General features: G+C 55.8%; 13 protein-coding genes. 1 reads left to right on the top strand and 12 read right to left on the bottom strand.

Features of this window, described 5'->3' with window-relative positions:
* Positions 1-12: 12 nt before the first annotated feature.
* From tyrR to BMW97_RS01755, 3 genes are all read right to left on the bottom strand, one after another.
* A complete protein-coding gene (gene tyrR / locus BMW97_RS01765; protein WP_008501254.1) occupies positions 13-1,554 on the bottom strand; it encodes a transcriptional regulator TyrR in 1,542 nt (513 codons plus the stop codon).
* A gap of 112 nt (positions 1,555-1,666) precedes the next feature.
* A complete protein-coding gene (locus BMW97_RS01760; protein ID WP_045908861.1) occupies positions 1,667-2,719 on the bottom strand; it encodes a YcjF family protein in 1,053 nt (350 codons plus the stop codon).
* Positions 2,716-4,113: a YcjX family GTP-binding protein gene (locus BMW97_RS01755; RefSeq protein ID WP_045908862.1), complete on the bottom strand. Its 1,398-nt coding sequence runs from the start codon at positions 4,111-4,113 to the stop codon at positions 2,716-2,718. Before BMW97_RS01755 ends, BMW97_RS01760 begins: the two co-directional genes overlap by 4 nt.
* Before the next feature lie 155 nt (positions 4,114-4,268).
* Here BMW97_RS01755 and BMW97_RS01750 point away from each other — a divergent pair, with 155 nt between their 5' ends.
* On the top strand, positions 4,269-5,279 hold the full coding sequence (locus BMW97_RS01750; RefSeq protein ID WP_045908863.1) for a LacI family DNA-binding transcriptional regulator: 1,011 nt from the start codon (positions 4,269-4,271) through the stop codon (positions 5,277-5,279).
* A 34-nt stretch (positions 5,280-5,313) separates the two neighbouring features.
* Here BMW97_RS01750 and BMW97_RS01745 read toward each other — a convergent pair whose 3' ends face one another.
* From BMW97_RS01745 to BMW97_RS01705, 9 genes are all read right to left on the bottom strand, one after another.
* Entirely contained in the window at positions 5,314-6,228 is a 915-nt protein-coding gene (locus BMW97_RS01745; RefSeq protein WP_045908864.1) for an OmpG family monomeric porin, read from the bottom strand.
* A 66-nt stretch (positions 6,229-6,294) separates the two neighbouring features.
* Positions 6,295-7,377, bottom strand: coding sequence for an ABC transporter ATP-binding protein (locus BMW97_RS01740; RefSeq protein WP_090392426.1), 1,083 nt, complete (start codon positions 7,375-7,377; stop codon positions 6,295-6,297).
* 13 nt (positions 7,378-7,390) lie between these two features.
* Positions 7,391-8,056, bottom strand: a complete 666-nt coding sequence (gene pgmB, locus BMW97_RS01735; RefSeq protein ID WP_045908866.1) for a beta-phosphoglucomutase — start codon at positions 8,054-8,056, stop codon at positions 7,391-7,393.
* A complete protein-coding gene (locus BMW97_RS01730; RefSeq protein WP_045908867.1) occupies positions 8,046-10,325 on the bottom strand; it encodes a glycoside hydrolase family 65 protein in 2,280 nt (759 codons plus the stop codon). The genes pgmB and BMW97_RS01730 overlap by 11 nt, the downstream gene beginning before the upstream one ends.
* The gene (locus BMW97_RS01725) at positions 10,319-11,377 is read right to left on the bottom strand and encodes a D-glucoside 3-dehydrogenase (protein ID WP_090392682.1); all 1,059 of its coding nucleotides are present in this window, start codon (positions 11,375-11,377) and stop codon (positions 10,319-10,321) included. The genes BMW97_RS01730 and BMW97_RS01725 overlap by 7 nt, the downstream gene beginning before the upstream one ends.
* Positions 11,378-11,388: 11 nt before the next feature.
* On the bottom strand, positions 11,389-12,177 hold the full coding sequence (locus BMW97_RS01720) for a 3-dehydro-D-guloside 4-epimerase (protein WP_045908869.1): 789 nt from the start codon (positions 12,175-12,177) through the stop codon (positions 11,389-11,391).
* 17 nt (positions 12,178-12,194) lie between these two features.
* A complete protein-coding gene (locus tag BMW97_RS01715) occupies positions 12,195-13,247 on the bottom strand; it encodes a D-guloside 3-dehydrogenase (RefSeq protein WP_045908870.1) in 1,053 nt (350 codons plus the stop codon).
* A 28-nt stretch (positions 13,248-13,275) separates the two neighbouring features.
* Complete coding sequence (locus tag BMW97_RS01710; RefSeq protein ID WP_008501243.1) at positions 13,276-14,118, bottom strand: carbohydrate ABC transporter permease; 843 nt, start codon at positions 14,116-14,118, stop codon at positions 13,276-13,278.
* On the bottom strand, positions 14,105-14,986 hold the full coding sequence (locus BMW97_RS01705; protein WP_090392424.1) for a carbohydrate ABC transporter permease: 882 nt from the start codon (positions 14,984-14,986) through the stop codon (positions 14,105-14,107). The genes BMW97_RS01710 and BMW97_RS01705 overlap by 14 nt, the downstream gene beginning before the upstream one ends.
* Positions 14,987-14,989: the final 3 nt, after the last annotated feature.

The following is a 14,989-nucleotide window of genomic DNA, read 5'->3' as shown; positions in this document are numbered from 1 at the left end:
GAGGCTTTTTTGTTATTCGTCACCTTTCTTATGATTCAAACCATATTCACGTAGCTTATTTGCGATCGCGGTGTGCGACACGCCAAGGCGTTTTGCCAGCTTGCGGGTGCTGGGATAGCTGCGGTACAGCTGCGTCAGCACAGAGCGCTCGAAACGGCTGGTGATATCATCCAGCGACCCTTCCATCGCCTCTTCGCCTACGGATACCGTCCCGGCGTCGTAATCCGGCAACAGAATATCCTGCGGACGCAGCTCATACCCTTCAAGCTGGGTCAGCGCACGATAAACGGCGTTTTTAAGCTGACGAATGTTGCCCGGCCAGCCGTAGCGCATGAGCACCGTGCCCAGATCGGCAGACAGCTTCGGACGCGGCACACCCTGCTCGTCGGCAAAGCGGGCGACGAACAGCTCCGTAAGCGGCATGATGTCCTGCGGGCAATCGCGCAGCGGCGGAATGTTCAGCGTCAGGACGTTAAGGCGGTAATAGAGATCCTCGCGGAAGATCCCCTTTTGCACCAGTTCCACCAGATTCTTCTGGGTGGCGCAAATGACGCGCACGTCTACATGTACTTCGTGATCCTCACCGACGCGGCGGAACGTGCCGTCATTCAGGAAACGCAGCAGCTTAGCCTGCATACGCGGCGACATTTCGCCGATCTCGTCCAGCAGCACGGAGCCACCGTTAGCCTGCTCGAAGAACCCTTTCTTGCCCTCCGGCGCGTGACCAAACAGCTCGCTTTCAACGGCATCTTCCGGAATCGAGGCGCAGTTAAGTGCCAGATAAGGCTTGGCCGCACGCGGGCTCGCCAGATGCACGGCGTGAGCCAGCAGGTCTTTCCCGGTGCCGGTATCCCCGGTAATCAACAGCGGCGCGGTCAGGCTTGCGAGCTTACGCGCCTGATCAACCACATGACGCATTTTCGGGCTGACGGCAATAATCTGGCTGAATGCGCCAACGTCCTGACTGGAGAGGTTTTGCAGCTGACGACCCATGCGCAGCGTCGAGCGCAGCATGATCACCGCCCCGGTCAACACGCGGGTATTCCCTTCCCCTTTCAGATAGACCGGCGTGATCTCCATCAGGAAATTCTGCCCGTTAATCACCACATGCTCGCTGTGCGTGTTCTGCGGATTGCTGTCCAGCCAGCGCTGGAAGTTAAAACCGGGGATCAGCTGCGCGGCGTGATGATTGCTCAGCTTCTCCTGACTCTGTGCGAAAAGCTGGCAGCTCGCGTGGTTAACGCGCTCAACTTTGCTTTTCAAATCCAGGGAGAGGAACGGCTCAGGCATGGCTTCCAGCAGCGCGCTCAGCGCCAGGTGCTCACGCTCGGACGGCATCCAGGGAATGGTGCGCACATCCGTAACGCCAGCGATACGGCGGATTTCCGCCATCAGGCTACTGAAGGTATTAAATTCAATTTCGGCAAAATTGAGGTAAATTCGCCCGACAGGATCGATCTCAATGCCACGTAAATCAATGCTACGTAAAACAAGAAGATCGAGTAATTCGCGGGTCAGACCGAGACGGTCTTCACAGAAGACTTCAAGACGCATGGGAAATTCACCGTTTTAAGCCAATAACAGTAAAATGATATGTCAGAACACGGTGATCCGGAAGATGGCTGTCAACAAATATTGACAGCCAGCACGATTAGTGAACAAAACCTTATGGCGCAGGTTTTTTGTTGAGCGTCTCTTTGAGCTGGCCGATCAGTTCACGCCTGAAATCCCCCAGACGGGGCTTATCGCCATCGATCCACGGCAACGGACGGCAGACTTCCATCGCTTTAATCCCCAGGCGTGCGGTTAATAATCCCGCACCGATGCCCTGAGCCGCACGGGCAGAGAGACGCGCCGCCAGATCCTGCGACATCCAGTCCATTCCCACTTCGCGCACCAGCTCACTCGCCCCGGCAAACGCGATATTGAGCAGGACCAGCTTAAACAGTCTGAGCCGACTGTAGTAACCCAGCTCTATACCGTAAAGGTTCGCGATACGGTTGATCAGGCGCAGGTTACGCCAGGCGATAAAGGCCATATCGACCAGCGCCAGCGGGCTGACGGCAATCATCAGGGTGGATTCCGCCGCAGACCGGCTGATTTCGCGCCGCGCCTGAGCATCCAGCACCGGCTGAACCATGTGGGAATAGAGCGTAACTACTTCCCGGTCATTCTGGGTCTCATGGATGGCGGCGTACCAGCGCTGAAGCGCCGGGTGCGACTGATCGATTCCGGCCTGACTCGCCAGCTTTTCACAGAACGCGCGGCCTTTCCCGGTGCCGTGGCTGTGGAGCAGATCCCGCGCTTCATCACGCTCGTGCGCGCGCTGGCGCAAACGCCAGAGCCGACGCCACTCGGTGGCAACCGACCCGACGCCCGCCCCCACAATCAGCGCGCCCGCGGCGCATCCGCCCAGCGCGACCCAGTCCTGAGTTTGCCAGGCATTCATCGTCCACTGCACGCCCTGAGCCACCACGCTTACGCCAAACAGCGCCAGACCGGCGGTAACCATCCTGCGCCACAGGCTGCGTTTTGGACGCAGCGCGGCGTCCACGACCGCCTCCGCCGGACCGTCCTCAACAGCGGGCTCGTCCTGCAGCGCCGGGGCAAAGTTATCGGCCTGGGTTCCGCTGAACATCTGCGCCGTTTTGAACGCCTCCTGAGCGTCCTGCTCAAGCGTTCCGGTAAAGTCAATGCGCGGTTTTAACGGTTCCGTCATCGCAATTTATCTCCAATCAAAAACTCCAGCGCCGCATCCAGACGGATGTGCGGTAATGGCCTGTCGACGCTCATTGCCTGCGGGCGGAAGGCTTCAAACTGGAAGCCCTGATTCTGCCAGAAGGCCTGACCCGGCAGCCGCGCAGGCACTTCGCCCGGATACACGGTAAGCGGTTCACCGTCGCTGAGTCGGTTCCCGCGTAATGCCGGTATTTTCTCGCCGTTAAGGTCAATCAGCCCGCTTTGCGTCGCCTGCACCGACGCGAGCCCAAGGCAATCCATGCTGATCCCTTCGAAGGCGGCATTTTGCCAGGCGTCCTGCACCAGCTGCTGCAGCAGCGACACCATATTGGCATGCTGATCGACCGTGACGTGATCGGCTTTTGTGGCCGCAAAGAGCAGTTTGTCGATCACCGGAGAGAAAAGACGGCGGAACAGCGTTCGCTGTCCATAGTGAAAACTTTGCATCAGCTGCGTCAGGGCAAGGCGCATATCGTTGAATGCCTGTGGCCCGCTGTTGAGCGGCTGCAGACAATCCACCAGCACAATCTGACGGTCAAATCGTAAAAAGTGGTTCTTATAAAATCCCTTAACCACTTTTTCACAGTAGTAATGGTAACGCTCGCGCAGCATCCCGGCGTTAGTGTGCTTATCAGCCTGCGCCAGCGTCGACTCGCCAACCCCGTCCACATCTGGCCAGGGGAAAAACTGAAGCGCAGGCGCGCCTGCTAAATCACCCGGCAGAACAAAGCGCCCCGGCTGAATGAAGTGTAACCCTTCCTCTTTACACTGGTGTAAATACGCCGTCCAGGCGTCGGCAATGGCCGCCAGACGGTTTTCATCTGCTGGGGCAAGCGGATCCAGCCCTTCGCACAACTTGCGCCATTTGGCTGACCACCCGGCGCGCTGCCCCTGCAGCAATCCCGTCATCTGGCGTGACCAGCTGAGGTAATCCTGCGCCAGCATCGGCAGGTCGAGCAGCCATTCGCCGGGATAATCGACGATTTCAAGGTATAGCGTGGAGGTATCCTTGAAATGGCGCATCAGGGATTCATTCGAGCGGAAACGCAACGCAAGACGAATTTCACTGACCCCTCGCGTCGGCGTCGGCCACGCGGGCGGATCGCCATACAGCTGCGCCAGCCCTTCGTCATAGGTAAAACGGGGAATACCAAAATCGCGCTGAGGGACGCGCTTAACGCCCAGCAAACGCTCTTCCCGCACCGCGCCAAGCAACGGCAGACGCGCTCCGGCGTGCAGGTTCAGGAGCTGGTTCACCATCGCGGTGATAAACGCCGTCTTACCGCTGCGGCTCAATCCTGTCACCGCCAGTCGCAGATGACGGTCAACGCCGCGGTTTACCAGTGAATTGATTTCGTTTTTAAGTCGCTTCATCGCCGTCCTTCGTTGCCTGGAAGCCTTGAATGCATGGCTTCAGAATACAATAAATGGGGGCAGATCGTTGATTATCAATTCTTATTTATTGCTATTGCCGTTTTTTCTCCAGTAAGATGAACGACATTGCTGTCAGTTCTGAGTGAGTAAGGTGTATGTCACCCACCATTTATGATATCGCACGGGTTGCGGGCGTATCGAAATCAACCGTTTCCCGCGTTCTGAATAAACAAACGAATATTTCTCCCGAAGCACGTGACAAAGTGCTGAAGGCGATTGATGAATTAAATTATCAGCCCAACAAACTGGCTCGCGCCCTGACCTCTTCAGGATTCGATGCCATTATGGTTATTTCGACCCGTTCAACCAAAACCACTGCCGGCAACCCTTTTTTCTCCGATGTCCTTCATGCCATTACGGCAAAAGCGGAAGAAGAAGGATTCGATGTTATTTTACAAACCTCAAAAAGCAGTGAAGACGATCTGCTGAAATGCGTGAGTAAAATAAAACAGAAGATGATCAAAGGGATCATCATGCTGAGTTCGCCCGCAAATGAATCCTTTTTCACCACGCTGGATGCGTATGGCGTACCGGTAGTGGTTATCGGTAAAGTGGAAGGTGAGTATCAGAATATTTACTCCGTCGACACGGATAATTTTCATGACAGCGCCACGCTGACGGAAACCTTTATTAAAAACGGCCGCAAGAAAATTGCCTGTCTGCATGCGCCGCTTGATTATCATGTTTCGATCGATCGCCTGGCGGGTTATAAAGCCAGTCTGGAAAAGCACCATATTGCGATGAACCCGAACTGGATCATGGACGGCGGTTATACCCATGAGAGTGCGCTTAAAGCGGCTCTGGAATTGCTCTCATCACCCACGCCGCCTGATGCCATATTTGCTACCGACAGCATGAAATTACTCGGCCTTTATCGCGCGGCGGATGAGTTGAATCTGATGATTCCGGAACAGGTGGTGATAGCCGGATACAGCGACCCGATGTTGTCTCTCATTTTAACGCCCGCACCTGGCGGCTTTGATATCCCTACCCGAAAACTGGGGGAAGAGAGCTGCGATCTTCTCTTCAGGCGTATCGCGGGTCATCCCGCCCCGCAAAAAGTGCTTGTCGATACGCATTTTTTACTGGCGGCCTCGCTGCGCTAAAACCAGGGGCATGTAGCCCCTGGAAGCCCCTCGGTCAGAACGCGTAATTTACCCCAACGCCCGCATAGTGGAAGCGGTCGTTGTCACCCTCGTCATGGTTTTCCCATTCATAGGCGTATTCAAGCGTCATGGATAAACCGTTGTTGAAGTCATAGGCGTACTGCATACCCAGGCGGTTGAAATCATGCCCTTCACGCTCAGGATCGTCCTGCCAGTCCCAGTTCGACCAGCGATCGAGCCCCAGTCGCGTGTAAGGCGTTAAGGTCGTCTGGCCCAACGAAATAGGGAGATAGGCGCGAATTTCCTGGGTGGAGAACTCGCCGTTATTACGTGAACCGTCCATATTGAAACCGCGCTCTAAATAGTAATTTACTTTAGCGGCAAAGGTTTCGTTAATGGTCCAGGTAAAGCCCGTTTCGGTTTCGACGCGGCTGTCTGAATAGCCGGTTTTTTCCAGATCGTTAGCAAATTGATACATGGCAAACCAGCCGCCAAAACGCCAGTCGTCGGTTAATTTTATATCCCAGTCAGGCTGAATTTTGTAGCGCTGCATATTTGCGCTGCCGTCTCTGGCGCCGTGTTCATCCTTAAAGTGATAACCATAATTACGGAAGCCGCCGGTCAGACCGAACGTAAAATCATCGGTTCCGATAAAGCGATAGCGTAATTCAAATTCCGGGCGATCAAAATAGGTGCCGCGGGTCATGCTGCTATAATCAACCGGCCCTTCCTGATACATTGCCAGCGAAATAGTCCAGGCATCCCAGGTTGCATTAAACCACACGGAAGGTTCATATAACCCGTCTTTATCCTCCCCCTGGCCTTCGACGTTTTCTATTTCATACATCGCGCCAATATTAAATTCCCACTGTTTAGCCGTTTCTGTTGCATGTGCACAGCTAACCCCTGCGCACAGCACGAGCGCAGCACTTTTTAGTAGAGTACTCATCAAATATTCCCTTTATAAGTAACAAACAAAAAAACCGGAAATGGGTATTTCCGGCGAACACCTTTCTTATCTAATAGCCGCTTCGGTTTCAGCGTCGAAGAAATGGCACTTATTCATATCGAACTGGATGCCGATATTATCCCCCGCGGCATAATCATTCGCGGCTCCCGCGCGAACAACCAGTTCATAGCCGCCAACGGTGGCGTAGAGCATGAACTCTGCACCGGTCAGTTCGGCCACGCTGACTTTTGCCGCGATGTTTTCACCGCTACTCTGCTGGGTGAGAATATCTTCCGGGCGGATCCCAAAGACCACGGCTTTACGCTGATACCCTGCGGCATGCAGTGACGCGAGCTTGTCTTCGGGGATCTCGAGACGCAGCGTTTCCGTGACGAAATAGCGGTCGTCGATGGCGCCACGAACAAAGTTCATGGCTGGCGAGCCAATGAACCCCGCAACAAACATGTTTGCCGGCTCGTTGTATACCTGCTTCGGTGCACCAACCTGCTGAATAATGCCGTCTTTTAAGATCACAATCCGGGTCGCCATCGTCATGGCTTCCGTCTGATCGTGGGTCACGTAAATCATCGTGGTATTGAGCTTCTGATGGAGCTTGCTGATTTCAGCCCGCATTTGCACGCGAAGCTTAGCATCGAGGTTGGAGAGCGGTTCATCCATCAGGAAGACGCCCGCTTCCCGAACTATCGCCCTGCCCAACGCCACGCGCTGACGCTGGCCACCGGACAGCGCGCCGGGTTTACGCTTGAGGTACTCCCGTAAGCCGAGGATCTGTGCCGCCCAGTTAACGCGCTCTTCGATAACCGCCGGGGCGATTTTCTGCATCTTCAGGCCAAAGGCCATGTTGTCGTAGACCGTCATATGCGGGTAAAGCGCATAGTTCTGGAACACCATGGCGATATCGCGTGACTTGGCGGGCACGTCGTTCATGCAAACGCCGTCGATGACCAGTTCGCCGACGGAGATTTCCTCCAGCCCGGCAATCATGCGCAGCGTTGTCGATTTACCGCAGCCAGACGGACCGACAAAAACGATAAACTCCTTGTCCTCGATTTCGAGATTAAAATCCTTCACCACGTGGACCTGGTTATCGTAAATTTTCTGAATATGTTTCAGTGACAGTTGTGCCATTTTTAATTCCTTATCAATACGCCCGGGAGGCCCAGAAATCGGTCAGACATTTCCAGGTCAGTTCCTGCGTTGAATGAAGCTGTAATCCCGCATGGGTCAGGCCTGAGCCAATCCCGACCGACAGCATGCCCGCCGCGTTGATCGCCGCCACGCCTGCGGGCGCATCTTCGACCCCGATGGCTGCACCAGGGCGGACGTTCAGGCCAGCACACGCGGCGAGGAAGATCTCCGGATCCGGTTTTGAACAGACAATGCGGGAGGCATCAGCGCAAAAATCAAAGGCGTCATGAATACCCAGGGCATGCAGTATTCCAGGTGCATTGAGGGAAACGGAGGCGAGCCCAATTTTCACCTCTGCCGCCCGAATGTCCGCCAGCACCTCCCGGATACCCGGCAGCAGCGACGCCTCGGTCAATGACGACAGCGATGCGACGTAGAGCGCATTTTTCTTCCCCGCCAGCGCCAGACACTGTTTATCGTCAAACGCCCCCTCTTTCCCACCGTGTCGCAGGATCCGCTGCAGGGATTCCATGCGGCTAATTCCCTTCAGCTCCTCGTTAAACACCTCATCGATAGTGATGCCGATCTCCTGCGCGACCGAACGCCAGGCGAGAAAGTGCAGATGTGCGGTATCGGTGATAACCCCATCAAGATCGAATACAACGGCTTCAGGCTTCATCGCTGGCCTCCGTGGTAGCGGTCCCATTAAAAGATGTAAGAAATTCCCTACGAGAGAATGCCTGCTGCTCCGATACGCAAACCGTTTTTCCCCACAGCGTTAACGTGACGGGCGCGGAGGTATCTATGGTTAAAACGTTATTTTCAAACGTGAAGCGCAGGCGTGCGTTCTGCCAGCGCAGCGGGAAGGCAAGTTTTCGCCAGTGAGCGGGTAGCTTCGGCGCAAGGTGCAGCTCGCCCTCAACAATCTGCATGCCGGCAAACCCCTGAATGACGCCGGACCAGATGGCACCCGTGGCCGCAGCATGAATGCCGTCATCGCTGCTGTGCGGATCGTCGCCCAGATCGATAGCCACGCCAGCGCGCCAGAAGGTGTATGCCCCTTCCGTATCGCCACAGCGGGCGGCCACAATGCCGTGAATAGCCTTGCTCAGTGAAGAGTCATGGATCGTCCGCGGCTCGTAAAACGCCAGGTTGGCCGCGCACTGGGCTGGGGTAAATTTCTCCGGCAACAGGTAGTTAAGCATCACCACGTCAGCCTGCTTGAGGATTTGCATCTCGTTAACTTCCGCACGAGAGTAATCCAGCAGGATGGTCTGCTTACCCGCTTTGGCTTTATAGCGGCTTAAATCGATGGCGGGTTTCGCCATGAACGAATCGTCCTGCGGGATCACTCCCCCGGCGTCGGCTTCCGGCAGCCACAAGCGGGCCAGGAAGGTGGTCGCCTTCTCCATGAAGCAGGCCTCTTCACGCTCAAACATCGACATAAACCGGCATGCGCTGGCCACGTTGTGCCAGGCCAGATAGTTGGTGTAGGCGTTGTTATTCACATGCTCGGTGTATTCGTCCGGCCCAATCACATCATGAATTTCCAGGCGCCCGTTGACCTCCGTGGCGCGGCCCATCCAGAACGTTGCCGTCTCCACCAGCAGGGTCAGCCCTTCATTACGCATAAACGCGTCATCGCGCGTGGCCTGCCAGTAGGCCACAACGGCCCAGGCAATGTCTGCCACGATGTGGTGTTCGGCCAGGGCGGAGGCCACTTTCTGCCGCATGCCCGTACGGATGTTGATAGCCGCAAACTCCGGCGTCTCCTCTTTGCCGCTCGCGGCACTCTCCCACGGGAACAGCGCGCCCGGCCAGCCGTTGCGGCGGGCTTTTTCCCGGGCCCCGGCCAGGTTCAGCCAGCGATAGCGCAGCAGACTGCGGGCCACCTGCGGACGAGTGAAAAGATGGAAAGGCAGCAGGAATATTTCGGTGTCCCAGAAGACATGGCCTTTATACCCCTCGCCGGTCAATCCCTTAGCGGCAATGCTGCTCCGCTCATCATGGGCTGGCGTCATGGTGGTCAGATGCCAGACGGCATAGTCCAGCGCCATCTGATCGTCAGGAGATGCAGAAGCCACTTCCACCCTGGCGTCACGCCATACGTCTTCCCATGCGCAGGCTGAACTTTCCAGCAGCGAGGCATAACCCCTTGCTGCACAAACCTTGAGATCCGCCAGCGCGCCGCGCGCGAAAGATTCCTGTGACAGGGCTTTATCGCTGCGATGGACCACCCAGACAAACTTATCCAGCGTGACAGTGTCACCCTTCGGTATCGTCAGGGAATAGTGAGCAGAGAGCCGACGATTTTTAGCGGTAAAGCAGCTTTCGCTGTCGGCTGATAGCTGACAAAAGGCTGAGATGACAACATCAGCGGCCCGGTCCTGCGTTTCATACACACCCTGCATATAGTGCTGGTCGAACACCCTGACGGAAATTTCATCCAGATGTTGCCGGCCCGTATTGGTTTGTGTCGCATCAATGCCGGTTTTCATCACCACCTGCGAGGCATCATCCAGCGGGGTGATCGCAAGCTGCATGGCCACAAGCGGCAGCTGATCCAGAGAGACAAAACGACGACTCTCCAGGCGATAGCGCTTTCCATTGGGCGAACGCCAGACGACGCGGCGATGCAGTTCGCCGTTGGCAAACGCCAGCTCGCGCTGCCACTCAAGAATCTCCCCGGCCAGAAGGGTGTAATTCACCCCGTCCAGCTCAACCTCGATACCGGTGATATCGGGCAAATTGATCAGCTCAGTGGTCTCGTTACGTCCCGCCTGATGATAGAGGCCCGCAAGATACATTCCTCGGGTTTGCTGGGTGTAATCTTCTTCATGCGCAGCGCGAATTCCCATGTAGCCGTTACCGCATGCCATAATGGATGCGTACTTATTCAGACTGTGCGGACAAAAGCCCGGATCGGTTAATACAGACACGCTCAGCATAATGTTACGCTTTCCCCTGTTTCTGCCGATTGATAAAGCGCCGCGACAAGCTGCTGAATCACCAGCCCCTGTTCAGCATCTGCAATCATTACGGGCTCTCCCTGCACGTGGCGGACAAAGGCCTCCATGCTGCGTAAATGGCGCTGGTCGTCAGCCTCTTCACGCTGAACCAGGGTTTGTAACGTTCCGGCGTCATCCTGATAAACGTGGGCCGGGAAAAGCGTCGCCCCCGCCTTTTCACCGCAAAAGGCGACATTCATGATCGACTGCTCGCGGATATTCAGCGCGAACGAGGTGTCCAGACGCAAAATGCCGCCGTTGCAGAATTCGATAGTGCCAAACAGGGCATCTTCCACCGTAAACTGTGCGGGATCCCACGCGCCGAACTGGCCGCTGCTTTTTTGGGTTCCCAGCCTCTGGAAGCTGTGCGCCGTGACTCTTTTGACCGCCGGGAAACCCAGTACGTACATCGCGGCATCCAGCATGTGAATGCCAATGTCAATCAGCGGCCCACCGCCCTGCAGCGCTTTGTTAGTGAAGACGCCCCAGCCCGGCACGCCACAGCGCCGCAGCGCCTGCGCCGAGGTGAAGTAGATTTCGCCCAGCGTTCCGTTCATCACGGCCTCGCGCAGCAGCTGCGTGTCGAGCGCGAAGCGGTGATGAAAATCATATGCCAGCACCTTCCCCGCCTTGCGTGCAGCCATCCGCATCTCATCGGCCTCTTGCGGTGTCATGGCGGGCGGTTTTTCGCACATTACATGACAGCCAGCCTCCAGCGCCGCTATCACATGCTCAAAATGAAATCGGTTTGGCGAACAAACGCTCACCACGTCCGGCTTAACCGCCTCCAGCATGGCGCACGCGTCCTGCCACGCCGACGGTATGGCATGACGCTCCGCAAAAGCCTGTGCCTGTTCGAGGCGGCTGTCCATGACAGCCACCATCTGAACATCACTGCGCGTGGCGTAATACGAGGCATGCACTTTGTCCGCAACCTGCCCGGCGCCAATGATGGCGACGCGCAGTGGCGACGTTGTTGAAGCACTCATCACGCTCGTCATCCTTAGCATTCACGTAAATAAGTGAGGGAATCCCGATAAGCCTGAGCGGGATCTTCAGCACGTACGCGGCACTCGTAAACCACATAGCCCTGGTAATTATCCGCACGCAGCTGATCGAACAGGCTGGCAAAATCGAGGCTACCGCTTCCCGGCTGGTAACGGTGGTTATCAGCGATGTGCACGTGGCCCAGCAGATCGCGATGCTGATGCAGCGCCTCCGTCAGCGAATCTTCTTCAATGTTCATATGATAGAAATCACCGATGATCTGCACGTGCTTGAGGGCGTTCTCTTCGATATAGCGTCGTGCGTCAGCCAGGGTGTTGATCATGTGATCCTGATAGCGGTTCAGCGGCTCCAGATAGACGGTGGTTCCGGTGCGCGCTGCCACCTCATCCAGCCAGCGCAGCGAAGCACTTACCGCTTTGCGGTCGCCTTCGAGGCTGCGTGGTGAAGTCATTGGCGGTAAACGGAAGGTGAACATGCCCCAGGCTGCAGGTACGATAATGCCCTTGCCGCCCACTTCGGCCAGCGCTTCCAGAATGCGTTCAATCTGGGCTAAGCCGTTCAGACGACGCTCTTCGATAAAGTCACCAATCCAGCCATCGTATCCGCCGCAGGCGGTCGTGACCGGCAGGCCGGTGGCCTTAATCGCCGCTTTCACCTCGGCGAGGTTTTCCACCAGCAGCTTGCCGTCAATTTCATAGCCATCAAAACCCATCGCTTTGATGTACTCGAATTTCTCCAGGATATTGCCCGGGAAAAAGGCCTGATTTTGTGTTGCGATTTTCATGAGTTGCTTTCCTTAGCTTAAAAAGTGACGCCCATTTTGATGCTCAGTTCCGGATGCTGATCCACATATTTCATGTAGCTTTCAGCGCTGCTGGTGAAGGTCACGACCGGGTCGATCAGATCTTCACAATTCAGATAACCGTTCATCAGCAGTTCCCAGCAGGTCTCTTCAATACGCTTGCGGCTCCAGCGCGGGTAGTCCGGGTTTGGCTCACTGCAGGCGCGGGAGAAGACAATCTTCGCGTTGTTGAAGTGCGCTTCACGCCCCAGATTGAAGCCTGCAGCGAACGGTTTAGCGAACGCAACGTAGGAAATGGTGCCGCCGTAGGCGAGGCCGCGCAGTGCAGACTGCAGCGCATCGGCAAAGCCGCTGGTCTCGATGATCACGTCTGCGCCCTGCTTTCCGGTCAGCTTTTTAATTTCCAGACCGACATCTGTGCCGATTGGGTTCAGGCAGTAGTCCGCGCCATGACGGCGGGCAATGTCGCAACGGTGTTCGATAGGATCCACGCCGATGACGACTGACGCGCCGGCTTTTTTCGCCAGTTGGATCGCAATCTGCCCAATCGCGCCGAGGCCTACCACCACGACAAAGTCCCCGACCCGCACGTTGGCATCACGCACGCCGCTCATGGCAAACTGTGCCGGATCGTAGCAGACGGCGTTCTTCCAGGAGGCACCCTGCGGCATTTTGCGCAGCTTGTAGTTGTTGACGGCATTCACGATGACCGTCTCCTGGAGCGGCCCGTAACAGCAGACGCGCTCGCCCGTCTGGTATTCCGTGACGTCAGCGCCGCATTCGATAATGTCGCCGACAATCATATTACCCAGCTGGAACTTACCGAATTCGATCCCGCGGGCCGCCCCCTCTTCGCGCGGGGTAAACATCTGCCACTCCGCATTGAACTCTTCATCGATAAACGGACTTGCCGCGCGGAAATCCACCACTTCGGTACCGTGTTTCGGTGCGCCAAAGCAGGCACGAATTTTCACTTCATGTCCCGCAACCGGGCGATCTTCATACTCTACGAGCGCCGCCACGCGTGGCGCTGTCGCAACTAATTTTTTCATGATTGACTCCTTGTTAAAATTGGCCGCCTCAGCCCTTCACGCCACCGGCGGTCAAACCACTTTTAATAAAACGTTCAGACAGGGCGTACATGATGACCACCGGAAGTGCCGTCACCAGCGATGCCGCCATCATGCGACCCCAGATATAATCAGGTGTGCTAAAGAGCGTGTTCAGCCCGACCGGCAAGGTGAAGTTGCTGGCGCTGGACAGGAAAATGGACGCAAACAGATAGTCGTTCCACGCCACCATGAAGCAGTAGACAAACACCGATACGAGCCCGGATATCGCCAGCGGCACGGTAATACGGAAGATGATTTGCAGGCGGTTAAGGCCGTCCATCATTGCGGCTTCTTCTATTTCGTCCGGAATGGTGTCGAAGTAGCTGCGCAGCATGAACACCGCCGTCGGTAACGTCTGCGTCACCATGGTGATAATCAGCGCCAGCTCGGTGTCGTAGATCCCCAGCGCGGTGATGATTTTGAACAACGGCACCACCAGCAAGATGCCGGAGAACATGTAGACGGTGTAAAAACTCGCATTGATCGTCGTGCGGCCCTTAAAACGCAGCTTGGACAAGGCGTAAGCGCCCAGCGTACCGAGAAACACGGCAATCACCGATGAGGTCAGCGACACCACCATGCTGTTTCTGAAGTAATCCACGAACGGGAAGATCAGCGGGTTAAAGATGTCGATGTAATGCTGCAGCGTCCACGCCTGCGGCAGAATGGTCGGATGGAGCGAGATCGCCTCTTTGGCGCTCTTAAATGACGTCATCAGCATCACGAAGAACGGGAAAAGCGTGATGATCAGAAATACAGCCAGCCCCAGATAAAAACCAATACGGCTCAGTACGCGTTTATTTGTTGCCATTGAGGTTCACCCTTTTTCTGGTCAGCAGAATCACAGCGAAGATGATCACGAACAGCACCACAGAGATCGCCGCTGCTTTGCCCAAATCGTTGAAAGCGAATGCGGTTTTGTAGAGATAGACGCCCAAAATATCGACCTTCGTGGTCAGCAGGTAGACGTCAGCAAACATGTAGAACATCCAGATGGTGCGAAGCGTGACCACCGTGGCCAGCACCGGCATAATCGCGGGCAGCGTGACGATACGAAAACGCTGCCAGGCATTTGCACCGTCCATTTCCGCCGCTTCATACAGGGATTTATCAATGGTCTGTAAAATCGCCAGGAATGAGATAAACGCGTACGGGAAGTAACGCCAGATCGCGAACAGCACCACCAGTACGAAGCTGCTGTTCGGGTTGTCAAACCACAGCGGCGCCTGGTCATACAGGTGCAACAGGTCTACACCCAGATAGTTCACGATGCCGTAGCCGTTGTTGAACATGTATTTCCAGGCAAACACCAGCGAAATAGACGGCGTGACGTAGGATAAAATCACCAGTGAACGTGCCGTCTTGCGCAGGCGAAACTCGCGATTGAAAAAGATGGCGACGGCAAGCCCCAGCACCGTGCTGCCAATCACTACCAGCGCCGTGTACCAGAAGGTCATCCACAGCGAGTGCCAGAAAGCGGCATCGCTGAGAATGCGAATGTAATTGTCCAGTCCGACAAACACGGCGCTAATGCGCGGATTGAGCGGCAAGCGTAAAAAACTGATTTCAATATTGGAAATCATTGGCCAGGCCACCAGGCCCCCCAGCAGTATCAGGCTGGGGGCCAACAGCAGCATGTCGAAAGGCATATCTGAACGACCAGAAAACAACGTCTTCATAAT

This window comes from Enterobacter sp. NFIX58, from assembly GCF_900110475.1.
Taxonomy (GTDB): Bacteria; Pseudomonadota; Gammaproteobacteria; order Enterobacterales; family Enterobacteriaceae; genus Enterobacter; species Enterobacter quasiroggenkampii.
Note: the sequence above shows the minus strand (reverse complement) of the source record. Positions and strands in the feature narration are given on the sequence as shown.

Bases quoted from the DNA above. Each gene is read 5' to 3' on its own strand.
- tyrR (WP_008501254.1), bottom strand. From the start codon at position 1,554: ATGCGTCTTGAAGTCTTCTGTGAAGACCGTCTCGGTCTGACCCGCGAA.
- BMW97_RS01760 (WP_045908861.1), bottom strand. From the start codon at position 2,719: ATGACGGAACCGTTAAAACCGCGCATTGACTTTACCGGAACGCTTGAG.
- BMW97_RS01755 (WP_045908862.1), bottom strand. From the start codon at position 4,113: ATGAAGCGACTTAAAAACGAAATCAATTCACTGGTAAACCGCGGCGTT.
- BMW97_RS01750 (WP_045908863.1), top strand. From the start codon at position 4,269: ATGTCACCCACCATTTATGATATCGCACGGGTTGCGGGCGTATCGAAA.
- BMW97_RS01745 (WP_045908864.1), bottom strand. From the start codon at position 6,228: ATGAGTACTCTACTAAAAAGTGCTGCGCTCGTGCTGTGCGCAGGGGTT.
- BMW97_RS01740 (WP_090392426.1), bottom strand. From the start codon at position 7,377: ATGGCACAACTGTCACTGAAACATATTCAGAAAATTTACGATAACCAG.
- pgmB (WP_045908866.1), bottom strand. From the start codon at position 8,056: ATGAAGCCTGAAGCCGTTGTATTCGATCTTGATGGGGTTATCACCGAT.
- BMW97_RS01730 (WP_045908867.1), bottom strand. From the start codon at position 10,325: ATGCTGAGCGTGTCTGTATTAACCGATCCGGGCTTTTGTCCGCACAGT.
- BMW97_RS01720 (WP_045908869.1), bottom strand. From the start codon at position 12,177: ATGAAAATCGCAACACAAAATCAGGCCTTTTTCCCGGGCAATATCCTG.
- BMW97_RS01715 (WP_045908870.1), bottom strand. From the start codon at position 13,247: ATGAAAAAATTAGTTGCGACAGCGCCACGCGTGGCGGCGCTCGTAGAG.
- BMW97_RS01710 (WP_008501243.1), bottom strand. From the start codon at position 14,118: ATGGCAACAAATAAACGCGTACTGAGCCGTATTGGTTTTTATCTGGGG.
- BMW97_RS01705 (WP_090392424.1), bottom strand. From the start codon at position 14,986: ATGAAGACGTTGTTTTCTGGTCGTTCAGATATGCCTTTCGACATGCTG.